Origin of the sequence: Geobacillus sp. C56-T3, from assembly GCF_000092445.1 — a bacterium.
Lineage (GTDB): Bacteria > Bacillota > Bacilli > Bacillales > Anoxybacillaceae > Geobacillus > Geobacillus thermoleovorans.
Genome location: NC_014206.1, coordinates 1,803,496 through 1,824,735, shown reverse-complemented (window position 1 = coordinate 1,824,735; position 21,240 = coordinate 1,803,496). Strand labels below are relative to the sequence as shown.

The following is a 21,240-nucleotide window of genomic DNA, read 5'->3' as shown; positions in this document are numbered from 1 at the left end:
CAAAAATCGATGAACCCGTTTTGTTCGCCGCCTGCACTATGAAAATAGCCGCTCGGAACGCCCGTTATGTTACAAAAAAATGCCCTGCCCTAATTTGGCAGGACAAGGCCGGAAACAGAGATGTTCAATCCGCATGCTTAGCAAAAAATTCGAGCGATCGTTCGATAATGACCGGTTGATCATAGTCAAGCGTCGCCACATGATAGCTGTTTTGAAGACGGACCATTTCTTTTTGCGCCGATGGAATGCGTTGAAAAATGAGATCGGCGTTTTCTGGCGGCACGACATGGTCTTCGTTCGAGACGAAAATTAAAATCGGGCATGTCACACGTTCCAGCTCGCCTTTCACTTGCTCCATCAGCCTAGCCAGCTGAAGAAGCGAAGCGGTCGGCGTTTTCTCGTATGCCAGCTCTTTCACATCCGGATTTTTCAAGTCCGAACCGATCGAATCCAGATACCTCGGCAGCTCGCCGCCACCCGCTAGACCAGCGCGGATGGCCGGGATGTCAATCGCCGCATTGATCAGGACGATGCCGCGGATGGACGGGTAACGTTCCGCCATATAAAGCGTCAGCGTCCCACCCATGGACAGACCGGTGACAAAAATGGTTTGGCATCGTTTTTTCAGCCATTCAAATCCTTCTTCGACCGAGGCAATCCAGTCGTGGAATGTCGTCCGCTCCATATCTTCATAATGTGTCCCATGGCCTTTTAAACGCGGCAGACAAACGGTATACCCCGCTTTCGCATACGCCTCAGCGAGCGGGCGCATGCTGTGGGGCGTGCCCGTGAATCCGTGCACGAGCAGCACCCCGACCGGCCCGTTTTCGGCGTAAAACGGCTCGGCGCCCGGAAGCACCGGATATTGTTCGCTCATCTTCCTCTCCCCCTTATCTAGTCAAACCCGTTCCTCTCACCATATTCGCCGCCGCACCTCTTTTTTCCTTTTTTGATCGGGCGCCGTTACCACATCGACAACCATGACCGCCACCATTCGTGAAACAAGCCGTTGAATCCAAAATAGACGAACGCGATCCAAGCGATGCCAACCAATGCTTTTTCCATCCCCTTTCCCGTCCGATAGAGCGGCACTTTCCACCGCTTGGACGAAAACGGCCAAAACAGCGGCACTCCCTGGACGGAAAAAAAGTCTTCCACAATGTGAAACAAGTAGCCGAGCACGAGCCCCGCGGTAAACGGCGACGCCGAATCTCGCCAGACGAGGGCGGCAAGCACCCCCCAGACGATGAGCGAATGCGTCATGCCGCGATGGCCGAACGCTTCTTTCACTTTGCCGGCGACGCCGAACGAACGGCGGCCGACGTATGACGACGGCTCGTCAATATCAGGAAGAAGGCTGCCGATGACAAGCCCCGCCGTATAGGCGGCGGTAAACGGCAGCTTTGTATGCGCGGCCGCCGCCGCGCCGAGGCATAATGTGGCAATGACATGGCTGGAGTATCGCAACGAAATCCCCTCAAACTTTTATCGTTTTCCCCATTATACCACAGAAAAGAATATTTGTTCGTTTCTTTGACGAATTTGTGACAATGCCGCGAAGTGTGACAAAGTTAACATCGTGTTATTGGCATCATGGTTATCGTTAAAAGTACAGAACGCGTAAAGGAGTTGAACAAAATGAAACGAAAACGATCCCCGCTTGCCAACCGTTTCAAATATATTCGGCCGATTGAGCGCCAAGCCGACGGCCACAGTGAAACAACTTACGGCGACCGCGCCTGGGAAGACGCCTACCGCCGCCGCTGGCAGCACGACAAAGTCGTCCGCTCGACTCACGGCGTCAACTGCACAGGATCGTGCAGCTGGAACATTTATGTCAAAAACGGCATCGTCACGTGGGAAGGGCAGCAGCTTGACTACCCGTCAACCGGGCCGGATATGCCGGATTTTGAACCGCGCGGCTGTCCGCGCGGCGCGAGCTTCTCATGGTACATGTACAGCCCGTTGCGCGTCAAATACCCGTACGTGCGCGGCGTTTTGCTTGACATGTGGCGCGAGGCGCTCGCAGCTCATCCGAACAACCCGCTTGAAGCGTGGAAAAGCATCGTCGAAGACCGCGAAAAAGCAAAACGCTACAAACAGGCGCGCGGAAAAGGCGGGTTTGTCCGCTTCAGCTGGGACGAAGCGTTGACGCTTGTCGCCGCTTCCTTATTGTATACGGTTGTGAAATACGGACCGGACCGCAACATCGGCTTCTCGCCGATTCCGGCGATGTCGATGGTCAGCCATGCCGCCGGATCGCGGTTTATGCAGCTGATGGGCGGACCGATGTTAAGCTTTTACGACTGGTACGCCGACTTGCCGCCAGCCTCGCCGCAAATTTGGGGCGACCAAACGGACGTGCCGGAGTCAAGCGACTGGTACAACGCCGGCTACATCATCACCTGGGGCTCGAACGTCCCGCTCACCCGGACTCCGGACGCTCACTTTTTAGCCGAAGTGCGCTACCGCGGCACGAAAGTCGTCTCCGTCAGCCCAGATTACGCCGAGTCGACAAAATTCGCCGACGACTGGCTGTCGGTGAAGCAAGGGACGGACGGCGCCTTGGCGATGGCGATGGGGCATGTCATTTTAAACGAATATTACGTCAAACGGATCGTTCCATATTTTGAACGATATGCCAAAACGTACACCGATTTTCCGTTTGTCGTCACCTTAAAACAAAACGGCGGCGCATGGACGGCCGGCCGCTTCTTGTTGGCGAAAGACCTTGGCAAACAAACGAACAATGCCGAATGGAAGCCGGTCATCTATGATGAAAACACCGACTCGTTTGTCGTGCCGAATGGAACGATCGGCGCCCGCTGGGAGGATAAGGAGAAATGGAACTTGCGCCTCGTCGACGAGGAAACGGGGCAGCCCATTGAACCGCGCCTGTCGTTTTTAGGCAGCGAAGATGGAATCTTCCCGATTCAGTTGCCATATTTCACGGATGACGGTGGAAAAACAATCGAGCGTGCTGTGCCGGTGAAAAAAGTGCACACCGAAGCGGGCGACGTGTATGTCACGACCGTCTATGACTTGGTTTTGGCCAACTACGGCATTGACCGCGGCATCGGCGGTGTCGTTGCCCGTTCGTACGATGACAACGTTCCGTTCACCCCGGCGTGGCAAGAGGCGATCACCGGCGTCAAGCGGAATCTCGTCGTCAAAATCGCCCGCGAGTTTGCCGACAACGCGATCGACACAAACGGCCGGTCCATGATCATCGTCGGCGCAGGAATCAACCATTGGTATAACTCCGATACGATTTACCGCGCTGTGTTGAACTTGGTGTTGTTCGTCGGCGCCCAAGGGGTGAATGGCGGCGGCTGGGCGCATTACGTCGGGCAAGAAAAACTGCGCCCAGCGGAAGGATGGCAGACAATCGCCACCGCCCGCGACTGGGTCGGACCGGCGAAATTGCAAAACGGCACGTCGTTCTTTTACTTTGCAACCGACCAATGGCGCTACGAAGAGCGGCCGGTCGACGAACTCGTCTCGCCGCTGGCCAAAAAAGCGCGTTACTTGCATCCTGGCGATTACAACGTCTTGGCCGCGCGGCTCGGCTGGCTGCCGTCGTACCCGACATTTAACAAAAACGGCATCGAGCTGTACAACGAAGCCGTTCACGCCGGCGCCCGCACACCGGAAGAAATCGGCGCCTATGTCGCGAAACAGCTGAAAGAGAAAAAGATGCAGTTTGCCATTGAAGACCCGGACGATGAGGCCAACTTCCCGCGCAACTTGATCGTCTGGCGCGCCAACTTAATTTCAAGCTCCGGCAAAGGGCACGAATATTTCTTAAAACATTTGCTTGGCACGACGAACGGCTTGTTAAACGATGACCGAGACAGCCTGCGCCCGGAAGAAATCCGCTGGCGCGACAAAGCGCCGGAAGGCAAGCTCGACTTGCTTGTTAACCTAGACTTCCGCATGGCGGGAACGGCTCTTTACTCCGATGTCGTCCTGCCGGCGGCGACCTGGTATGAAAAACATGACTTAAGCAGCACCGATATGCACCCGTTCGTCCACCCATTCAACCCGGCGGTGCCCCCGCTCTGGGAAGCGCGCTCGGACTGGGACATTTTCAAATCGCTCGCGAAAGCGGTATCCGATGTCGCGAAACAAGCCGGCTTGAAGCCAATGAAAGAAGTCGTCGCCACTCCGCTGTTGCACGATACGGCGCAAGAGCTGGCGCAGCCGTTCGGTGAAGTGAAAGACTGGAGCAAAGGCGAAACCGAACCGATTCCGGGCAAAACGATGCCGAACATTCATGTCATCGAGCGCGACTATACGCTCATTTACGATCAAATGACCGCCCTGGGTCCGAACGTCGCCCGCCAGCCGATCGGCACAAAAGGGATTGCCTGGTCAGCGAAAGACGAGTATGAACAGTTGAAACGCCGGCTTGGCACTGTCCGGCGCGCTTCAATCGCCGACGGCTGCCCGGATATCAGCGAAGCGAAAAAAGCGGCTGAAGCGATTTTGACGCTGTCATCAACTACAAACGGCAAAATGGCGGTGAAAGCGTGGGAGGCGCTTGAGAAAAAGACGGATTTGAAATTGGCCGATTTAGCGAAAGAACGCGAGGAAGAATGCTTTACGTTTGAACAAATCACCGCCCAGCCGAAAACGGTCATCACCTCGCCGGCGTTCAGCGGCTCGGAAAAAGGCGGGCGGCGCTACTCGCCGTTTACGACGAACGTCGAACGGCTCATCCCGTGGCGGACGTTGACCGGCCGGCAGTCGTTTTACATCGATCATGAACTGATGCACGAGTTCGGCGAAACGATGGCGACGTTCAAGCCGGTGTTGCCGCACCGTCCGTTTTCAAACAAACGCCCGAAAGAAAACGGAAAGGAAGTCATCTTGAACTATTTGACGCCGCATAACAAATGGTCGATCCACAGCATGTATTTCGACTCCTTGCCGATGTTGACGCTTTTCCGCGGCGGGCCGACCGTGTGGATGAACAAAGATGATGCGGCCGAAGCCGGCATCAACGACAACGACTGGATCGAATGTTTCAACGAAAACGGCGTCGTCGTCGCCCGCGCCGTCGTCTCCCACCGGCTGCCGCGCGGCATGGCGTTTATGCACCACGCGCAAGACCGCCATATTAACGTGCCGGGCACGAAGCTGACAAACAACCGCGGCGGCACGCACAACAGCCCGACGCGCATCCACGTAAAGCCGACGCATATGATCGGCGGATATGCACAGTTAAGCTACGGATTCAACTATTACGGACCGACGGGCAACCAACGCGACCTGTACGTCGTCATCCGCAAACTCGAGGAGGTTGATTGGCTTGAAGATTAAAGCGCAAGTCGGCATGGTGATGAATTTGGACAAATGCATCGGCTGCCATACGTGCAGCGTCACGTGCAAAAACACATGGACGAACCGCCCCGGCGCTGAATACATGTACTTTAACAACGTTGAAACGAAACCCGGAATCGGCTATCCGAAACAATGGGAAAACCAAGAGAAGTATAGAGGCGGCTGGGAGTTGAAAAACGGCGAACTGCGGCTCAAATCCGGCTCGAAAGCGATGCGGCTCGTCAACTTGTTCTACAATCCGTACCAGCCTACGATCGACGATTACTACGAACCGTGGAATTACGACTATGAAACGTTGACGAACAGCCCGCCAAAACAATACCAGCCAGTGGCGCGGCCGAAATCAAGCATCACCGGCGAATGGATGGAGCTGTCATGGGGGCCGAACTGGGAAGACGACCTGGCCGGCGCCCATGTCACGGGCTTAGTCGACCCGAACGTCATCAAAATGGAGCAATCGATCCAAGCGGAATTTGAGAACGTCTTTATGATGTACTTGCCGCGCATTTGCGAGCATTGCCTCAATCCGTCATGCGTATCGAGCTGCCCGTCAGGCGCGATGTACAAACGCGACGAGGACGGCATCGTACTCGTCGACCAAAACGCCTGCCGCGCTTGGCGGTATTGCGTCACAAGCTGCCCGTACAAAAAAGTGTATTTCAACTGGCAAACGAACAAAGCGGAAAAATGCACGCTCTGCTTCCCGCGCATCGAAGCCGGCATGCCGACGATTTGTTCGGAAACGTGCGTCGGCCGCATTCGCTACATCGGCGTCATGCTGTATGATGCGGATAAAGTCAAAGAAGCGGCGAGCGTCGAAGATGAGAAACAGCTGTACCATGCCCAGCTCGATATTTTCCTTGATCCGAACGATCCGGCCGTCGCCGCCGCCGCGAAAGAAGCCGGCATTCCGGACGAATGGATCGCCGCCGCGCAGCGCTCGCCGATTTACAAAATGATCGTCGACTGGAAAATCGCCTTGCCGCTCCATCCGGAATACCGGACACTGCCGATGGTATGGTACATTCCGCCGCTTAGCCCAATCATCAATACAATCGAAGGAAAAGGAAGCAGCGCCAGCGCCAATGACATTTTCCCGGCGATTGACAACATGCGCATTCCGATCGAGTATTTGGCGAATTTGCTGACGGCGGGCGATACGGCGCACATCCGTACGACGTTGAAAAAAATGGCGGCCATGCGCTCATACATGCGGGCGAAACAAACGAACAAACAGCCGGACATCCGCCTCGTCGAATCGCTCGGCCTAAGCCGCGAAGACATCGAAGAGATGTACCGCCTGCTCGCGATCGCCAAATACGAAGACCGGTTCGTCATTCCAGCATCGCACCGCGAAGAAGTCGCTGACTTGTACGCGGAACAAGGCAGCTGCGGGCTGGCATTCGCCGGCGGCCCGGGCGCCTGCGGCACGCTGTAAAAGGAGAAAGAAGGCGAGCCCCGCCCCCTTCAACAATGAAATGGAGGATTTACGATGAACAGCGAACAACAACAAACGGTCTTTCTATGTGTATCGTATTTGTTGTCTTACCCGGACGAACAGTGGGCCGAATCGCTTCCTGACTGCCTAGACGCCATCCGCTCGCTTGACGATGAAACCGTCCGCGCGCCGCTTTTGGCGTTTGCCGAACAAATCAACTCCATCCCAGCCCGTCAGCGGATGGAGCAGTATGTCGAAACATTCGATTTTGGCAAAAAAACGAATTTGTACTTGACGTATATGACAAACGGCGAGCAGCGGGAGCGCGGAATCGAACTCGTCGCCTTAAAAGCGCGCTACGAGGCGGCCGGATTCGCCGTCTCCGATCACGAGCTGCCCGACTACTTGCCGCTCATGCTTGAATGGATGGCCTATGCAGATCAAGAGCATACGACCGCCTTGCTCGCCGATTATGCCGGCCATATCCGCGAAATCGGCGACCGGCTGGCAGCGGCAGGCAGCCCGTATGCACAGCTGTTTGACGCGCTCAATCACACATTCACTCAACTCGGCGTGACGCCGCTCCCGAAAGGAGGTGCAACGGCATGGCCAGCCAATTTCTCTGGGTGATTGTTCCGTATTTAGCGCTTGTCCTATTTGTCGCCGGCCATATTTGGCGCTACCAGCGCGACCAGTTTGGCTGGACATCAAAATCAAGCGAACTGCTCGAAAAACGGCAGTTGCACCTTGGAAGCCTTCTGTTCCACTGGGGCATTTTGTTCGTGTTTGTCGGCCACGTGATGGGCATTCTCATTCCCGAGCCGTTTTACGAAGCGCTTGGCGTGACAGAAAAGATGTACCACGCCCTCGCCTTGGCGGGCGGCATTCCGGCCGACTTGGCGGCGCTCGCTGGTTTCGTGATCCTTTTTCGCCGCCGCTTGACAGTCAAGCGCGTGCGGGTGACAAGCAGCACCGGCGACTGGGTCGCGCTCGGATTTTTGCTTGTCGTGATCGCCAGCGGGTTGTCATCGACATTGCTGAACGTCAACTCACATGGCTTTGACTACCGAACGACGATCGGTCCATGGTTCCGCGGCCTTCTCACATTCCGCCCGGACCCGGTTTATATGGAAACGGTCCCGCTTTGGTTCAAAATCCATATTCTCGCCGCGTTTGGCTTGTTCGCCGTCTGGCCGTTTACCCGCCTCGTTCATGTATTCAGCTTTCCGCTCCGCTACTTGCAGCGCAGCTACGTCGTCTACCGGAAGCGGATGCCAAAACAAGCGGAACCGTTCGACCGCGCTCAGTGAGCGAGCGGCGGTCATCACCTAAGGACCACCAAACAAAAAAACGGGGCGCTCCCAATCAAGGGGCATCCCGTTTTTCATCTCACCGTTACTCGTTCATGCGCACAAACAGCTTCTCTTTTTCCTCATCCGACAACAGCCGCTCGGCCATCGGGAAGAGCACGTTTTCTTCTTTCATGAAATGCTCATCCAAAATATGATGCGCCTCAACCACCGCGCCGGCGAGCGTCAACGCCTGCCCTCTATCGATGTTCTCCGACAGCTGGGCAGTTTTTTCTAAAAACATGGCAAGGCGCGCTTTCGCCTGTTCATGTTCGTATTCCATGACGGCGATGGGGCCGGTCGTCCGCCCGATGTACTTGGCCATCATCGGGAACAATACGCCTTCTTCCCGCTCCGAATGAGGATCTAAAACGGCGACGAACGATTCGACTTTTTCCCTCAAATCGGCGAGCGGCCCACGCCAGTTGCGGTCATCCTCCCCTTGGCCGATCGCTTCCGCTGCGGCGAGCACCTGCTCCATTTGGGCGCGCAGCGGGCCGTGCTCTTGTTTTAATTGCGCCAAGCCAGCGCATAGTTTCACCCCTTCAGGGCCGCCCATATGGCAAAATGAATGCATCATCGATTCCTCCTTTTATGATCCGTCCGTTGTCTCTATTATACCGTGGGCGGGGTTTTCACCGTTGTGAGCCATATCACACCACCAGCGGGAAAACGTAAAAAAACAGCACGCACACAGCGTGCTGCAATCATCCTTAATAGATACGGATGTTCATGCTTCGCTTTTAAGATCGTCCATCTTCGTTCGACTTCCTCTTCCAACTCGCGCAGCAAATCTTCGTTTTCTTTCCGCAGCAAATGTTTCGTTTTCCCCATGCACTTCAACCATTCACTTAGCGGGACGCGGCGCCCTTTCGCTTCCGACTCAAAGCGGATCTCAAAAAAGCCTTGTTCATTTGTCTTAGGCAACATCGTCATCCCCCTCCCAATCCAAAAATACATCCCCCATTTTCATGATAAACGAAAAAGGGTTGGAAAACTGTGACAAAAAAATAAACAGTTTCAATTTTTTATTAAACAGGGTAATATAACACGTTAAAATAAAGGATTTTTTTATATAACAGGATAAACAATTTATACAAAACAAAAAAGCCCCTTAAAGGGCTTGGGCATCAAAATACCGAGCGAGCGTCACGATCATCGCTCCCATCCGCTCATGTTCCGGGGCGATGACGCGATCGACTCCCTCTTCTTCCAATGCTTCTTTTGTCACTTTGCCAACGGCGCAGGCCACGACATCGGTGCGAAACGCGTCAAGCAGCGGTGCGATCTCTTTTTTCTCGCGGGCGAACGAAAAGAAAAAGCGGACTTGCATCGCTGAAGTAAAACAGACGGCATCGACTTCGCGCCCGACGATTTCTTTATACAATGTCGCCAGTGTCTCCTCATCCGGAGCGATATGCCGGTATGGCAACAATTCCGTATACAAAGCGCCTTGTTCAAGAAAAAACTGCTTCAAGGCTGGCGCGGTATCGCCGTACAGCTGCACAACAACGTTCTTGTCCGCAAAGTCGTGCCCATAAAGAGCAGCAATCAACCCTTTCGTCGTCCCGTCCTCGCTTACTGCCACCGGAGTGACGCCGATTTGTTTCAACGCCGTCACCGTTTTATAGCCGCGGGCAGCCACGTTCGCTTCCTTGATCGTTCGATGCCATTGGGCAGCCATTCCCTCCCGGTCGGCCGCTTCCAACAGCGCCTCAAAGCCGATTCCCGTCGTAAATACGATCCAGTCCGGCCGCATGGCGATGACGGTTCGCATTTCCTCTCCCAGTTCGCTTCCCTTTGAAAAGACGGTCCCTTGCGCCGGACGAATGATGGCCGTTCCTCCTTGCTTTTCAATAAGCGTTGTCATTTCGTCCAGTTTGCGTGACGCGCACAAGGCAATCCGTTTGCCATGCATGTCCCTTCCCCCTTATGGTCAGTCGTTCGTCCTTTCCATTCTAAAAGATGGTCTTTGCCTATGCAACAAAAACCATTCCGCTCCCTGGCACATCGCAACGCGAATGCCGCCTTCATTGGGTATAGCGCCCAGCGCAACAGAACAGACCGCAGGCAGAAACAGCCGACCACCATCAAAAAACACGCGCCCAAAGACGCGTGCCCTCCGTTCAACGAGTATGTACCATGGCCTCTTCTCCCCGACGGTCAAAGGAACCGATGATGCGCGTCGGCTCGACAGAAATGATCCGGTCCAACGGAATATTCATCAGCCGCATTTGACGGTTGTAAACGAACAATTTGCGCGTGTCCTGATACAGCTTAACCGGCAGCACGACCACTTCCCCTTGATAGGTTTTTACACGCACCGGCTGCTTCTCGGCAATCCACGCCGACAGCTGTTCATACCATTCCATTCTGTTTGTTCCCCCTTCTCATCCAATCCTACTTATGATTATAAACGGAAAAAGCGGAAAAAAGGGGGGAAGAAAAATCAACAAATTCGACGAAGGGATGACAAACCGTGTCGACAAATGCTCGGCGCACGGAAATGTTCCGTGCGCCTTTGGAGGTTGTCAGCGGTAGATCAACACGCGCGCTGCCGTGCGGTCAGCGCTTTCACCGATGACGCGGATTTTTAGGCCATAGTTGGGCACGTTCCGGCCGGCGTCAACGGCCCCTTTATTGTCATACGACCGGCTGTCGTCAAACACCGGCGTCGGCGATGTATCGTTGTCGATCAGCTGTGAGCCGCTGATCGCCACACGGAATGGAGCTCCTTTTTGCAGGCTGAACGCCGCATCGTGCACTTGATAGCGGGTCGACGCTGTCGTGTTGCCCGACCATTTCAACGTATGCTGGTCGGCATCGACAACACCAAGGAACCCTTCGCCCGGATGGACGCCCGTCCAGTTGTTGTCATACCCTTCGTCCACATACCAGACGACGAGCCCTGGATCGTACGAAAGGAGCCGGCCGCCGCGCAAAATATGGGCGAGCCCTTCATCGACGCCGCGGTGGTTGCGCCATTCAAGCAAATAGTAATGATCCGAGTATCGCTTACCATTACTCTTTTCAAAGCCGGTCATCACAAAGGAGCTGTCCCCTTCGGCGCCGTCGCCTTCGGCGCCGTCGGCAAGCACAGCTGCGCCATCTGCCGTCACTTGAATGTTGTCAACATACCAGCCAGCTTCCGACACCGCTACATCAGTGATGTAATGGAAGCGAAGGTCAATCGTTTGTCCTGCATAGGCCGACAAGTCAAATTCCGCCTTCACCCAGCCGTTTGACGTACCGGTAATGCCGTTGCCCGGGTTTTGCCCGTACGGATTGTTGGTCGTCGTAATGTTTCCTTGAATTGTTGTCCATTCGTTGCTGCCATGCGGTTTTACTTCTACCGCCCCATAATCCCAGTCTTTCTCAATCGCATACCATGTATCAAAAGCCAGCGTCGCCTTGGACGCTCCCGTCAAATCGATCATCGTTGACATCGTATGATCTAAGTTGTTTCCACTGCCGGAGAAATATGCATACGCACCGCTTGGCGGAATGGTGACGACCGTCTCTTTTTTCGGCAAATTGATGCGCACGGCATCGTTGTTCGTCCCTTTCGTGCTCGCTTCATCGAGCACGACTTCAACACCGTTTTGCGTCACTTCGTTCCACTCAACGGTCGTTCCGCTCAGCCAGTTGCTGCCGGGCATTGTCGACTGCAAAAACTGTTTCGCCCAGGCGCTGAAGCCGGTCGGCTCGGTGCCCGGAATGCGTCCCGCCCAACTTCCGCTTGACATAATCGACCAATAGGCAACTGGCTCGCCCAGACCGGAGTAAATCGTATCGTATTCATCCGGCAACCCTAAATCGTGGCCGTATTCGTGAGCAAACACCCCCGCCGCCCCGTCAGCCGGCTCAATCGTATAATCGTAAGCCGCCAGTTGACCGCGCCAATACGGCACATCCGTCGTCGTATTCGGAATGCGGTACACCGATCCTAAATTCCAGCGGTGCGACCAAATGGCATCGCCGCCGAGCGAACCGCCGCCCGATTCTTCTCCGACGCTGGAGTGAATGATCATTAAATGGTCAATCAAACCGTCCGGTTCGCGATAGTTGCCGTCGCCATCCAAATCATACCGATCCTCTTGGTCAAACTCGCGCAAATTGATGCTCGGGTCTTTCGCAGCCGCCGCCAGCGCTTCGCGCACAAGCGCCCGTGGATTGGCGTCATTGCCATCCGGCGCCGGTACATTTCCGCCATAGTATTTAGCCGGATACTTCGCCTGATACCAGCCTGCCACTTTTCCTTCAATGGAATAGCTGCCGCCTGATTGCTCTTCATAATATTTTTTCACCGAAATGAGCTTCTCGCCATTCGGCCCATCGTAATAGCCGTCATCGCCGCCGAAAATCATATCTTCATAATGTTCGCGTGTATAATCTTTATAATACATATCCGTTTCAGTTGGCTGAATGTTGTTATGCGGAAAGTCCGGATATTCGATGAGCAAAACGAGTACACGGTCGACCCGCTTGCCGCCGTTCCATGGCTCCGGCTTGACGGATGGCACGGAAGCCGTTTTCGATTGTCCGAGCTTTTTCCCTTTCCCGTTCAGCACGCCATTTGTCTGCTGTCCGTCCTGCATCGCCTCGGCGCGCTTTGCCTCTTTATCGTATAATTCTCCTTTTCCTCGCGGCATATGAATCGCCTTTTGCCGCAAATAGTCGCGCACTGCTTGTTCCACCTCAGCAGGAGTCGCATCAGCGCGAAGCTTTCCGCTCTGTTTCAACATTTCCGCCAGCTTTTCCTCATTGGCAATCGCAAAATCGACCGGTCCCCCTTGCTTCACAGCCGGAATGCCGGGGGCGTTAGCCGCTTTCGGCGCTTCCGCCGGAGATGCCCACAGCCCGATGCCGAGCGACAGCGCGGCAACGAGTGAAGTGATCGAACGCTTAGACAGAAAAACCCCTCCTTCACTATGATAGAATATATATACAATTAAAATATTACAAAATAGTTTGATAATAATAAATCGCTACTTTACTAAATAAACAAAAAATAGTTCTTTTTTCCTGCTCTTGTCGAAAAAACAAGATTTATATCAAAAAAAGGCTATGAATTCGACCTTAACATGCGGGTCGGTTTCCGGTTACAATGTAATATATTCGCAGTTTTTGTAGAAATTCTGGTTATGCAGCTTGACGATGGGAAAGAAGGTGCCGCGATGCTGAATATTTTCAAAGACTTTTTGCTCAACTTGTTTTTCATCCTTCTGCCGGTGTTCCTCGTTCCCCTCTGTACGGAGCAGGAGAAGAGGCCAAAACGATTCCGCCTTTATTTGCCGACCATTTGTTACGCCGTCGTGATCATGTTATGCATCACCCTCCCGGCCAGAACAGAGAATGACTTTATCTTCGACTTGCGGCAAATTCCTCTATGGCTTGGCGGTTTGTACGGCGGAGCGGGGGCGGCGACGGTTTTAGCGTTTACGGCGATCGCCTACCGCTCGCTGTTCGGCGGAGCTGGCGTCTTCGTCACCGTCGTCGTTTCCATCGCCATCGCTGCAACAAGCAGTTTATTGACAAAACGGTTTGTCGAGCTGCCAACCAAACAGCGCACGCTGTTCGCTACATCGCTCAGCTTCGGCTCTGGCCTATTGACCGTCGCCATAGCGGAGTGGATGGCTGCTGCGGTTTCTCCTCCGCCTTCCGTTGCGCTTATCTTTTTGTTTGTACAGCCCATCAGCATGCTCATCGTTTGTTCGTTTCAGGAAATGGTGCACCATAACATCGCGCTGCGCAAACGAGTGATTCGGGCCGAGAAAATGGAAGCCGTCACCCATTTAGCTGCTTCCATCTCCCATGAAATTCGCAATCCACTCACCGCGGCGCGTGGGTTTATCCAACTGATCGAAGAGCAGCCGCTCGCTGCCGACAAACGCCGCCAGTATGCGCGCATCGCCATTGAGGAGCTTGACCGAGCTGAAGCGATCATCACCGATTACTTGACGTTTGCCAAGCCGGCGCCCGAGACGCCGGAAAAGCTGAACGTGAAGCTCGAAATCGAGCGAGTCATTGACATCCTCCGCCCGCTCGCCAATATGAGCTGCGTCGATATTCAAGCGACGCTTGCCCCATTTTCCGTCATCGGTGAGCGCGAAAAATTCCGTCAATGTTTGCTCAACGTAATGAAAAACGCCATCGAAGCGATGCCTAACGGCGGGACGTTGCAAGTATACGTCTCCATTGACAACGGACGCGTGCTCATCCGCATCGCCGATACCGGCGTTGGCATGACGAAAGAACAGCTCGAACGGCTTGGCGAACCGTATTTTACGACGAAAGGCGTCAAAGGCACGGGGCTCGGGATGATGGTCGTCTACCGCATCATTGAATCGATGAACGGAACGATTCGCATCGAAAGCGAAATACATAAAGGAACGACGGTGTCGATTTATTTGCCGCTCGCACCGTCTCCTTCTTCCTCAACGATTTCTGATAAAGAAAAACAGCTGTTTGCCGCCTTATGATATAGCGAAGACCGGCCGCAAGGGCTCTTGTGAACAAAGGTCAACATATCGATATCCTGTATGCCCAGCCATCAAAGTGCCCTTTCTTTTGGTCTGGGCATCTTTTCCTTTAGCCGCCCTTCGCACGGATGAGTAAACTATTTTTGGGTAAAATTCAGGAATAGATCCCCAGTTGCGAACGGATCGCCCTGGTTTAACATCACAGCGGTTTCTGCTACAATACTATCGAAGCGAAACACATCGAGGGAAAAGGAGACAGTTGCATGATTCACGTCAAAACGGAACGGGAAATTCAATTGATGCGCGAGGCGGGGAAACTCTTGGCCGCCTGTCATCAAGAGATCGCCAAACGCATCGGACCGGGCGTCACAACAATGGAAATCGACCGGTTCGTTGAAACGTTTTTGGCTAAATACGGCGCCAAACCGGAACAAAAAGGATACCGCGGCTATCCGTATGCGACATGCGCTTCCATTAACGATGAAATTTGCCACGGGTTTCCGCGCAACGAGCCGCTGAAAGAAGGCGATATCGTCACGATCGATTTTGTCGTCAATTTGCGCGGAGCGCTCGCCGATTCCGCCTGGACGTACGCCATCGGCGACGTCGGTGAAGACGTGCAAAAACTGCTTAACGTCACCGAGCAGTCGCTCTATAAAGGAATCGAGCAAGCCGTTCTCGGCAATCGGATCGGCGACATCGGCCACGCCATTCAAACGTACGTCGAAGCGCACGGCTTTTCCGTCGTACGCGATTTCACCGGACACGGCATCGGCCCGACGATCCACGAAGAACCGTATGTCCCCCACTTCGGTGAAAAAGGAAAAGGGATGCGTTTAAAGGAAGGGATGGTCATCACGATCGAACCGATGGTCAACATGGGGGCATGGCAAAGCAAAATGGATCCGAACGGCTGGACGGCGCGAACGATCGACGGCTCGTATTCAGCGCAATATGAACATACGATCGCCATTACGAAAAACGGACCGCTCATTTTAACGACGCCGGCGTAAGGGCAACGGCGCCATCCGGCTTTTTGCCAATAGAAAAACCCGGGCAAACGATTCGCCCGGGTCTTTTCTATGCTTTTCCCCATTTGCTGACGGTATGATTCAGCCATCGTCTTTCCTTATGTTTAATATTCACATAACTCATATTTCGCAACCTTTGCATAATATACAAAAAACAACCCGGATATGCGCATAAAAATAATTTTTTATACAAAAATTGTAAAATGATTAATTTTTATTCGGTCAAACCTGGCTTATTTCGAATTTTTATTCAGGGTGCGAAATGTGAGACATAATATAATTATGGTTTCATCCTCCAATGACTTTCACGTAAAACGTCCGGTGGCGCGGCCCATCGTACTCGCAAAAATAGACGCCTTGCCACCGCCCAAGGAGCAGACGGCCTTCATGAATGATGACGTGCTGCGACGCACCGACCGTGCTCGCTTTCATATGGGCGGCTGTGTTTCCCTCCATATGGCGGTCAAGCGGATGCTCCCACGGATAGGTTTCATCAAAGCGGCGCATCATGTCGCGCTTGACATCTGGATCCGCGTTTTCGTTAATGGTGATGCCAGCCGTTGTATGCGGACAATAAACGACAGCGATCCCTTCCGTCACGTTAGCCTGGCGCACCGTCTCCTCGACGAATGAAGTAATGTCGATCATTTCATCCCGCTTTGCCGTGCGGATTGTAAACGAACGAAGCATACATTCCACCACCTGCCTAGGCAAACATTTTGTATTTCGCGAGAATGGTTTGCTACTCTAAATAATAATAACGCAAAAAATGGAGTGAGAAACCGTTGGCGAAGCGCTACGAAAACTTAGACGGCGTCTCGACGCACAAAACATGGACCGATTTCCGCCGCTGGCAGCGGGAACGGAAACAAAAACAAAAAGATTTGTCCTACGTCGTGCCGCATGTTTCACCGCCTCAATATGAGCGGCTTCAGGAGCCGAATGGCAGGCCGCAGCTCTGTTGGGTCGGCCATTCGACCTTTGTCGTTCAACTCAATGGCATCACCATCGTCACTGATCCCGTCTGGGCGAATTGGATGGGCGCGGCCAAACGCTTGACGGCTCCCGGCGTTCCGCTTGACAAGATGCCGCCTGTGGACGTTGTGCTCATCTCCCACGGCCACTACGACCATTTGCATTTCGGCAGCCTCCGCCGCTTAAAAGGCGATCCGCACGTGTTCGTGCCGGTCGGCCTCGGCCGCTTGTTCCGCCGCCGCGGCTACCGCCATGTCACCGAACTGTCATGGTGGGAAACGGCGTCTTTCCGCGGTCTGTCCTTGACGTTCGTTCCCGCCCAACATTGGACGCGGCGGACGCTGTGGGACACGAACACGTCGCATTGGGGCGGATGGGTGATCACATCAAACGGCGCGCCCACCATCTACTTCGCCGGCGACAGCGGCTACTTCCGCGGCTTTCGCGACATCGGCGAACGCTTTTCCATCGACTATGCGCTCTTGCCGATCGGCGCGTACGAACCGGAATGGTTCATGGGGCCGCAGCACACCACACCCGAAGAAGCGGTGCAGGCGTTTTTGGACTGCCGCTCCCGGCTGTTTGTGCCGATGCATTACGGGGCGTTCCGCCTCGCGGACGATACGCCGAAAGAAGCGCTTGACCGCCTATGGGCTGAATGGCGGCGGCGCGGATTGGAAGAGGAGCGCTTGCTTTGCTTGAAACTCGGCGAGGTGATCGATGCCGCCCAAGCGTTGACGGCCCTTTCCCCATTCGACAATTCGTTCAGCCAAACAAGCGCAATCACCATGGTGAAACAAGCGCGGCAAAAGGAATGAGCGCAACTTTATCCAAAAGAGCGAGCCAGTCCGCCGCTCGCTCTTATTCATTGAATTGGCGGTATACGTACGGCTCCTTCGGTTTGGCCACCCTCTCCCATGACGTCACTTTTACATACGGAAGCGTCATATGAAACGGCTGGTAATACATGGTGGATAGCGTACCTTTCACATGAATCCATTCATCATTTTGAAGCGGCGCCGTCTTTGGAAACTGAAGGAGCAGCCCGTACACCCCTGAATCCGCAACACAATGAATGATTCCAAAGCGAAGGAGAAACGCCTCATTGGCGCGCGCCGTTTCTTCACGGTAGACAAACCCGGTGAATTCAATGTCGCGGGCGGCAAATTCGCCAGGAAACTGATAAATCGTTTCCATGGCATTTAAATAATTTTGATCATTCAACTCCAAGCGAGGGAGACGGCTGTATTTTTTCAGCTCTTTTTCCATGGCATTTTGATAATCATCCCGCCCATAATACATGCTCGTATCCGGACGCAAAAACTGCCGCTGGGCAAACGGATCGCTGCTGTCAGCCGCCATCCCAGGAACATGAATCCCTTTCGCCTTTACGACTTCAGAATCCAGCGTCGCAACGGGAAACAAGAAGGCGGAAACAAGCGGAAAAACAAAAATAAGGTAATTCACCGCCCGCTTCCAGCGCGCGGACGGCTCATGATGATGATGGCTGCAGCATTCTTCCCCATGATCGTGCGGTTCCTCGTTGCGGCTTGCCAGCACAAATTGCACGATCGTTAAAAAAGCAAACACAAACATCGCACTAAACGAAATATACGAATACCGCATATTAATGTATTTGCTCAACTCTCCAGTAATATATAAATGAAAAAACAAAAACGCAAACCCAAGCAAAATATACATGCGAATCATGCCGCCACCTCCTTGCTAGATCAATAGCGATCCGGCAAACACAAACAACGTGATATAGGAAATCAGTTTCCACACAAACCGGGCGCGGAATGACTGAAACAACATGAGCGTATTTTTCACATCGAGCATCGGCCCGTAAACGAGAAACGCTGCCAGCGCGTGAAACGGAAATGTGCTTTGAAACGACGAGGCGATAAAGGCGTCCGCCTCGGAACAGAGCGACAGCACGAAGGCGAGCGCCATCATGACCAAAGAGGCCTCCACTTTCCCATTGCCGATCGACACAAGCGCCGACGTTTTCACATACGTTTGCATCGCCGAAGCAATGAACGCCCCAATGATCAAATACTTCCCGGTCGCAAAAAATTCATCGATCGTATGGCGCAGGGTGCCGACGATTTTCTCTTTCCAAGTACGGGGCATCATCGGCATCTCGCGCCGTTCATGGCGCAACTCGCTGCCTTCATGCCGAATCGCCATCACGGCACCGACAGCAACGGCGACGGCGCAAGCGAACAGCGCCCGGCACAATACCATCGTCCAACTGCTTCCGAAGGCGATATATGTCGAAAACAGCACAACCGGATTGATGACGGGCGCCGTTAACATAAACGGCACGGCCGCGTAAAGCGGCACCCCCTTGGCGACGAGACGGCGGGTGATCGGCACGATGCTGCATTCGCACGAAGGAAACAAAACCCCGACCAATGCCGCATAAACAATCGCCAAGCCGCGGTTTTTCGGCACCCATCGTTGCACGGTCTCTTCACTGACAAACATTTGAATGACTCCGGAAACAAACACCCCAAGCACGACGAACGGCAACGATTCAATCAATATACTGATAAAAATCGTATTCAGCTGCAAAAACGTGTTCATCATGGGTTCTCCTCTCATTTACAACCGTTCATTTTACCATGAGAAATGACCATTGTCATGAAAATTTGGTAAGAAAAATAGCAAACTCCATAACAAAAGAGACGCTCCGCCTTTGGCGAAACGCCTCTTCTTCTATTATTCTTCCACTTCTTTTTTCCACAACCCGACCATCAATGCGGTCACGATGGAACCAATCAAAATAGCCAATATATAAAGCCATGCGCTGCCTTTGACGATCGGGATGACAAAAATTCCGCCGTGCGGCGCCGGCAGCCCGATATGGAACCACATCGTCAACGCTCCGGCTACAGCCGAGCCGACGATAATCGATGGAATAACCCGCACCGGATCAGCCGCCGCAAACGGTATCGCCCCTTCCGTGATGAACGAAGCGCCCATGATATAGCACGTTTTTCCGGCTTCCCGCTCAGCTTTCGTGAATTTCTTTTTAAAGAACGTTGTCGCCAGCGCCAATCCGAGCGGCGGCACCATCCCGCCAGCCATAATCGCCGCATGCGGCGCAAAGTTGCCCGCTTCAATCATGGCCAGCCCAAACGTATACGCCGCCTTGTTGATCGGTCCGCCCATATCAACCGCCATCATGCCGCCCAACACCGCACCAAGCAGCACTAAGTTCGCGGTTCCCATGCCGGAAAGCCAATGTTTCAACCCTTCATTCAACGCTTTCACCGGATCAATGACCACATACATCATGATGACGCCGGTGAGAAAAATGCCGAATACCGGATAGAGCAACACCGGTTTAATCCCCTCGAGCGACTGCGGCAAACGGCTGAACAGGTTGCGCAGCCCGACAACCAAATACCCGGCCAAAAAACCGGCGATCAATCCCCCCAAAAACCCAGCGCCGCCGTTCGCCGCCAGAAAGCCGCCGACCATCCCCGGCGCAAACCCTGGTCGATCGGCAATGCTCATGGCGATGAATGCGGCCAGCACAGGGACCATCAACGCGAACGCATTGCCGCTGCCAATGTCCATTAACAGTTTGGCAAACGGATGATACGACGGATCGTTCGGGTCAAACGCTTTAATGCCGAACGTGAAGGAAAGGGCAATCAAAATCCCGCCGCCAACGACAAACGGAAGCATATTTGATACGCCGTTCATCAAATGCTTGTAAAAACCGATTCTCGGTTTCGCCGCTCCCACGCTGTCCCGTGCCGCACCGCTTGCTCGATAAATCGGCGCGTCTTGGCGCAGCGCCTGCTCGATGAGCTTCTCCGGCTCACGGATCGCACGGGCGACCGGCACTTGAATGACATGTTTGCCGTCAAAACGGTCCATCTCGACTTGTTTATCGGCTGCGACAATGATCGCCGTTGCTTCTTCAATCTCCTTCGCCGTCAGCTCGTTTTTCACTCCATCTGAGCCGTTTGTCTCGACTTTGATCGTCACACCCATTTCCGCTGCTTTCGCTTTCAGTGCATCAGCGGCCATATACGTATGAGCGATTCCGGTCGGACAAGCGGTCACCGCCAGCACTTTCCTCCCGTTCTCTGCCCGTGCGGCTTGCCGAGGAGCTTCTTGCTCGCTTTCTTTCTCAGCAAACAAACGGACAATCTCCTCTTCGTTTGAAGCGGTTTCAAGCTGAGCACGGAACGATGCATCCATCAACATCGACGACAAGCGGGCAAGCGCCTCAAGGTGCGTCTGTTCCCCGCCTTCTGGTGCGGCGATCATGAAAAACAAATGGCTTGGCTTGCCATCGAGCGACTCATAATCAATGCCTTCCGCTGAACGGCCGAACGCCACCGCTGGGCGCTTGACCGCCGCCGTTTTGGCATGCGGAATGGCGACGCCATCTCCAACGCCGGTCGTGCTTTGTTTTTCCCGCGCCCAAATGGCTTGCTTAAACGCTTCCACATCGCTGACCGCTCCCGCTTCGGCAAGCTTTTCAGCCAGTTCATCAATGACTTCGCCCTTTGTCTTCGCTTGAAGCGCGAGAATCATCGTTTCTTTTGTCAACAAATCTGTAATCTTCATTGGCCCAATCCCCCTTTATTTTCAAT

Annotated in this window: 18 protein-coding genes; 7 read left to right on the top strand and 11 right to left on the bottom strand. The window is 53.8% G+C overall.

Annotated elements, in window-relative coordinates; all coding sequences use genetic code 11:
• Positions 1-124: 124 nt before the first annotated feature.
• Both GC56T3_RS09045 and GC56T3_RS09040 read right to left on the bottom strand, forming a co-directional pair.
• Positions 125-877, bottom strand: coding sequence for a carboxylesterase (locus GC56T3_RS09045; RefSeq protein ID WP_013145255.1), 753 nt, complete (start codon positions 875-877; stop codon positions 125-127).
• A gap of 86 nt (positions 878-963) precedes the next feature.
• On the bottom strand, positions 964-1,467 hold the full coding sequence (locus GC56T3_RS09040; protein ID WP_013145254.1) for a metal-dependent hydrolase: 504 nt from the start codon (positions 1,465-1,467) through the stop codon (positions 964-966).
• A gap of 171 nt (positions 1,468-1,638) precedes the next feature.
• Here GC56T3_RS09040 and GC56T3_RS09035 point away from each other — a divergent pair, with 171 nt between their 5' ends.
• Genes GC56T3_RS09035 through narI form a run of 4 tightly spaced genes read left to right on the top strand, consistent with a single transcriptional unit; the run spans position 1,639 to position 8,094 of the window.
• A complete protein-coding gene (locus GC56T3_RS09035) occupies positions 1,639-5,325 on the top strand; it encodes a nitrate reductase subunit alpha (protein WP_013145253.1) in 3,687 nt (1,228 codons plus the stop codon).
• Positions 5,315-6,784, top strand: a complete 1,470-nt coding sequence (gene narH, locus GC56T3_RS09030; protein WP_013145252.1) for a nitrate reductase subunit beta — start codon at positions 5,315-5,317, stop codon at positions 6,782-6,784. Before GC56T3_RS09035 ends, narH begins: the two co-directional genes overlap by 11 nt.
• A 54-nt stretch (positions 6,785-6,838) precedes the next feature.
• Positions 6,839-7,414 (top strand): nitrate reductase molybdenum cofactor assembly chaperone, encoded by a 576-nt coding sequence (narJ, locus tag GC56T3_RS09025; protein ID WP_013145251.1) that lies wholly within the window; start codon positions 6,839-6,841, stop codon positions 7,412-7,414.
• Complete coding sequence (gene narI / locus GC56T3_RS09020; protein WP_013145250.1) at positions 7,390-8,094, top strand: respiratory nitrate reductase subunit gamma; 705 nt, start codon at positions 7,390-7,392, stop codon at positions 8,092-8,094. Before narJ ends, narI begins: the two co-directional genes overlap by 25 nt.
• A gap of 85 nt (positions 8,095-8,179) precedes the next feature.
• Here the strand turns inward: narI and GC56T3_RS09015 are convergent, their stop codons facing one another.
• The 5 genes from GC56T3_RS09015 to GC56T3_RS08990 form a co-directional block, all read right to left on the bottom strand.
• Positions 8,180-8,710 (bottom strand): hemerythrin domain-containing protein, encoded by a 531-nt coding sequence (locus GC56T3_RS09015; protein ID WP_013145249.1) that lies wholly within the window; start codon positions 8,708-8,710, stop codon positions 8,180-8,182.
• A 38-nt stretch (positions 8,711-8,748) separates the two neighbouring features.
• Positions 8,749-9,063: a hypothetical protein gene (locus GC56T3_RS19330; RefSeq protein WP_041468395.1), complete on the bottom strand. Its 315-nt coding sequence runs from the start codon at positions 9,061-9,063 to the stop codon at positions 8,749-8,751.
• Between the two features lie 184 nt (positions 9,064-9,247).
• Positions 9,248-10,051: a uroporphyrinogen-III synthase gene (locus GC56T3_RS09000; protein WP_013145248.1), complete on the bottom strand. Its 804-nt coding sequence runs from the start codon at positions 10,049-10,051 to the stop codon at positions 9,248-9,250.
• Between the two features lie 208 nt (positions 10,052-10,259).
• Positions 10,260-10,505 carry a hypothetical protein gene (locus GC56T3_RS08995; RefSeq protein WP_013145247.1) on the bottom strand — a complete coding sequence of 82 codons (246 nt, stop codon included), beginning with the start codon at positions 10,503-10,505 and terminating at the stop codon, positions 10,260-10,262.
• Positions 10,506-10,664: 159 nt separating this feature from the next.
• Entirely contained in the window at positions 10,665-13,046 is a 2,382-nt protein-coding gene (locus GC56T3_RS08990) for an immune inhibitor A domain-containing protein (RefSeq protein ID WP_041468390.1), read from the bottom strand.
• 264 nt (positions 13,047-13,310) lie between these two features.
• On the opposite strand from GC56T3_RS08990, the gene GC56T3_RS08985 reads away from it, so the two are divergent.
• Together GC56T3_RS08985 and map are read left to right on the top strand one after the other, a co-directional pair.
• Positions 13,311-14,615, top strand: a complete 1,305-nt coding sequence (locus tag GC56T3_RS08985) for an ATP-binding protein (RefSeq protein ID WP_013145245.1) — start codon at positions 13,311-13,313, stop codon at positions 14,613-14,615.
• A 263-nt stretch (positions 14,616-14,878) separates the two neighbouring features.
• A complete protein-coding gene (map, locus tag GC56T3_RS08980; protein ID WP_013145244.1) occupies positions 14,879-15,628 on the top strand; it encodes a type I methionyl aminopeptidase in 750 nt (249 codons plus the stop codon).
• A gap of 306 nt (positions 15,629-15,934) precedes the next feature.
• Here map and GC56T3_RS08975 read toward each other — a convergent pair whose 3' ends face one another.
• A complete protein-coding gene (locus GC56T3_RS08975) occupies positions 15,935-16,336 on the bottom strand; it encodes a secondary thiamine-phosphate synthase enzyme YjbQ (protein WP_013145243.1) in 402 nt (133 codons plus the stop codon).
• A gap of 95 nt (positions 16,337-16,431) precedes the next feature.
• Between GC56T3_RS08975 and GC56T3_RS08970 the strand changes: the two genes are divergently transcribed.
• Positions 16,432-17,439, top strand: a complete 1,008-nt coding sequence (locus GC56T3_RS08970) for an MBL fold metallo-hydrolase (protein ID WP_013145242.1) — start codon at positions 16,432-16,434, stop codon at positions 17,437-17,439.
• A 43-nt stretch (positions 17,440-17,482) separates the two neighbouring features.
• Here the strand turns inward: GC56T3_RS08970 and GC56T3_RS08965 are convergent, their stop codons facing one another.
• From GC56T3_RS08965 to GC56T3_RS08955, 3 genes are all read right to left on the bottom strand, one after another.
• Complete coding sequence (locus GC56T3_RS08965; RefSeq protein ID WP_013145241.1) at positions 17,483-18,331, bottom strand: TIGR03943 family protein; 849 nt, start codon at positions 18,329-18,331, stop codon at positions 17,483-17,485.
• Between the two features lie 15 nt (positions 18,332-18,346).
• Entirely contained in the window at positions 18,347-19,213 is an 867-nt protein-coding gene (locus GC56T3_RS08960) for a permease (RefSeq protein ID WP_013145240.1), read from the bottom strand.
• Positions 19,214-19,345: 132 nt separating this feature from the next.
• Positions 19,346-21,214, bottom strand: coding sequence for a PTS fructose transporter subunit IIABC (locus GC56T3_RS08955; RefSeq protein ID WP_013145239.1), 1,869 nt, complete (start codon positions 21,212-21,214; stop codon positions 19,346-19,348).
• Positions 21,215-21,240: the final 26 nt, after the last annotated feature.

Excerpts from the sequence above, each read along its gene's own strand:
- GC56T3_RS08960 (WP_013145240.1), bottom strand. The coding sequence starts at position 19,213 with ATGATGAACACGTTTTTGCAGCTGAATACGATTTTTATCAGTATATTG.
- GC56T3_RS08955 (WP_013145239.1), bottom strand. The coding sequence starts at position 21,214 with ATGAAGATTACAGATTTGTTGACAAAAGAAACGATGATTCTCGCGCTT.
- GC56T3_RS08995 (WP_013145247.1), bottom strand. The coding sequence starts at position 10,505 with ATGGAATGGTATGAACAGCTGTCGGCGTGGATTGCCGAGAAGCAGCCG.
- GC56T3_RS09035 (WP_013145253.1), top strand. The coding sequence starts at position 1,639 with ATGAAACGAAAACGATCCCCGCTTGCCAACCGTTTCAAATATATTCGG.
- narI (WP_013145250.1), top strand. The coding sequence starts at position 7,390 with ATGGCCAGCCAATTTCTCTGGGTGATTGTTCCGTATTTAGCGCTTGTC.
- GC56T3_RS09015 (WP_013145249.1), bottom strand. The coding sequence starts at position 8,710 with ATGCATTCATTTTGCCATATGGGCGGCCCTGAAGGGGTGAAACTATGC.
- GC56T3_RS08965 (WP_013145241.1), bottom strand. The coding sequence starts at position 18,331 with ATGATTCGCATGTATATTTTGCTTGGGTTTGCGTTTTTGTTTTTTCAT.
- GC56T3_RS09000 (WP_013145248.1), bottom strand. The coding sequence starts at position 10,051 with ATGCATGGCAAACGGATTGCCTTGTGCGCGTCACGCAAACTGGACGAA.
- map (WP_013145244.1), top strand. The coding sequence starts at position 14,879 with ATGATTCACGTCAAAACGGAACGGGAAATTCAATTGATGCGCGAGGCG.
- GC56T3_RS19330 (WP_041468395.1), bottom strand. The coding sequence starts at position 9,063 with ATGTTGCCTAAGACAAATGAACAAGGCTTTTTTGAGATCCGCTTTGAG.
- GC56T3_RS08985 (WP_013145245.1), top strand. The coding sequence starts at position 13,311 with ATGCTGAATATTTTCAAAGACTTTTTGCTCAACTTGTTTTTCATCCTT.
- GC56T3_RS08975 (WP_013145243.1), bottom strand. The coding sequence starts at position 16,336 with ATGCTTCGTTCGTTTACAATCCGCACGGCAAAGCGGGATGAAATGATC.
- narJ (WP_013145251.1), top strand. The coding sequence starts at position 6,839 with ATGAACAGCGAACAACAACAAACGGTCTTTCTATGTGTATCGTATTTG.
- GC56T3_RS09045 (WP_013145255.1), bottom strand. The coding sequence starts at position 877 with ATGAGCGAACAATATCCGGTGCTTCCGGGCGCCGAGCCGTTTTACGCC.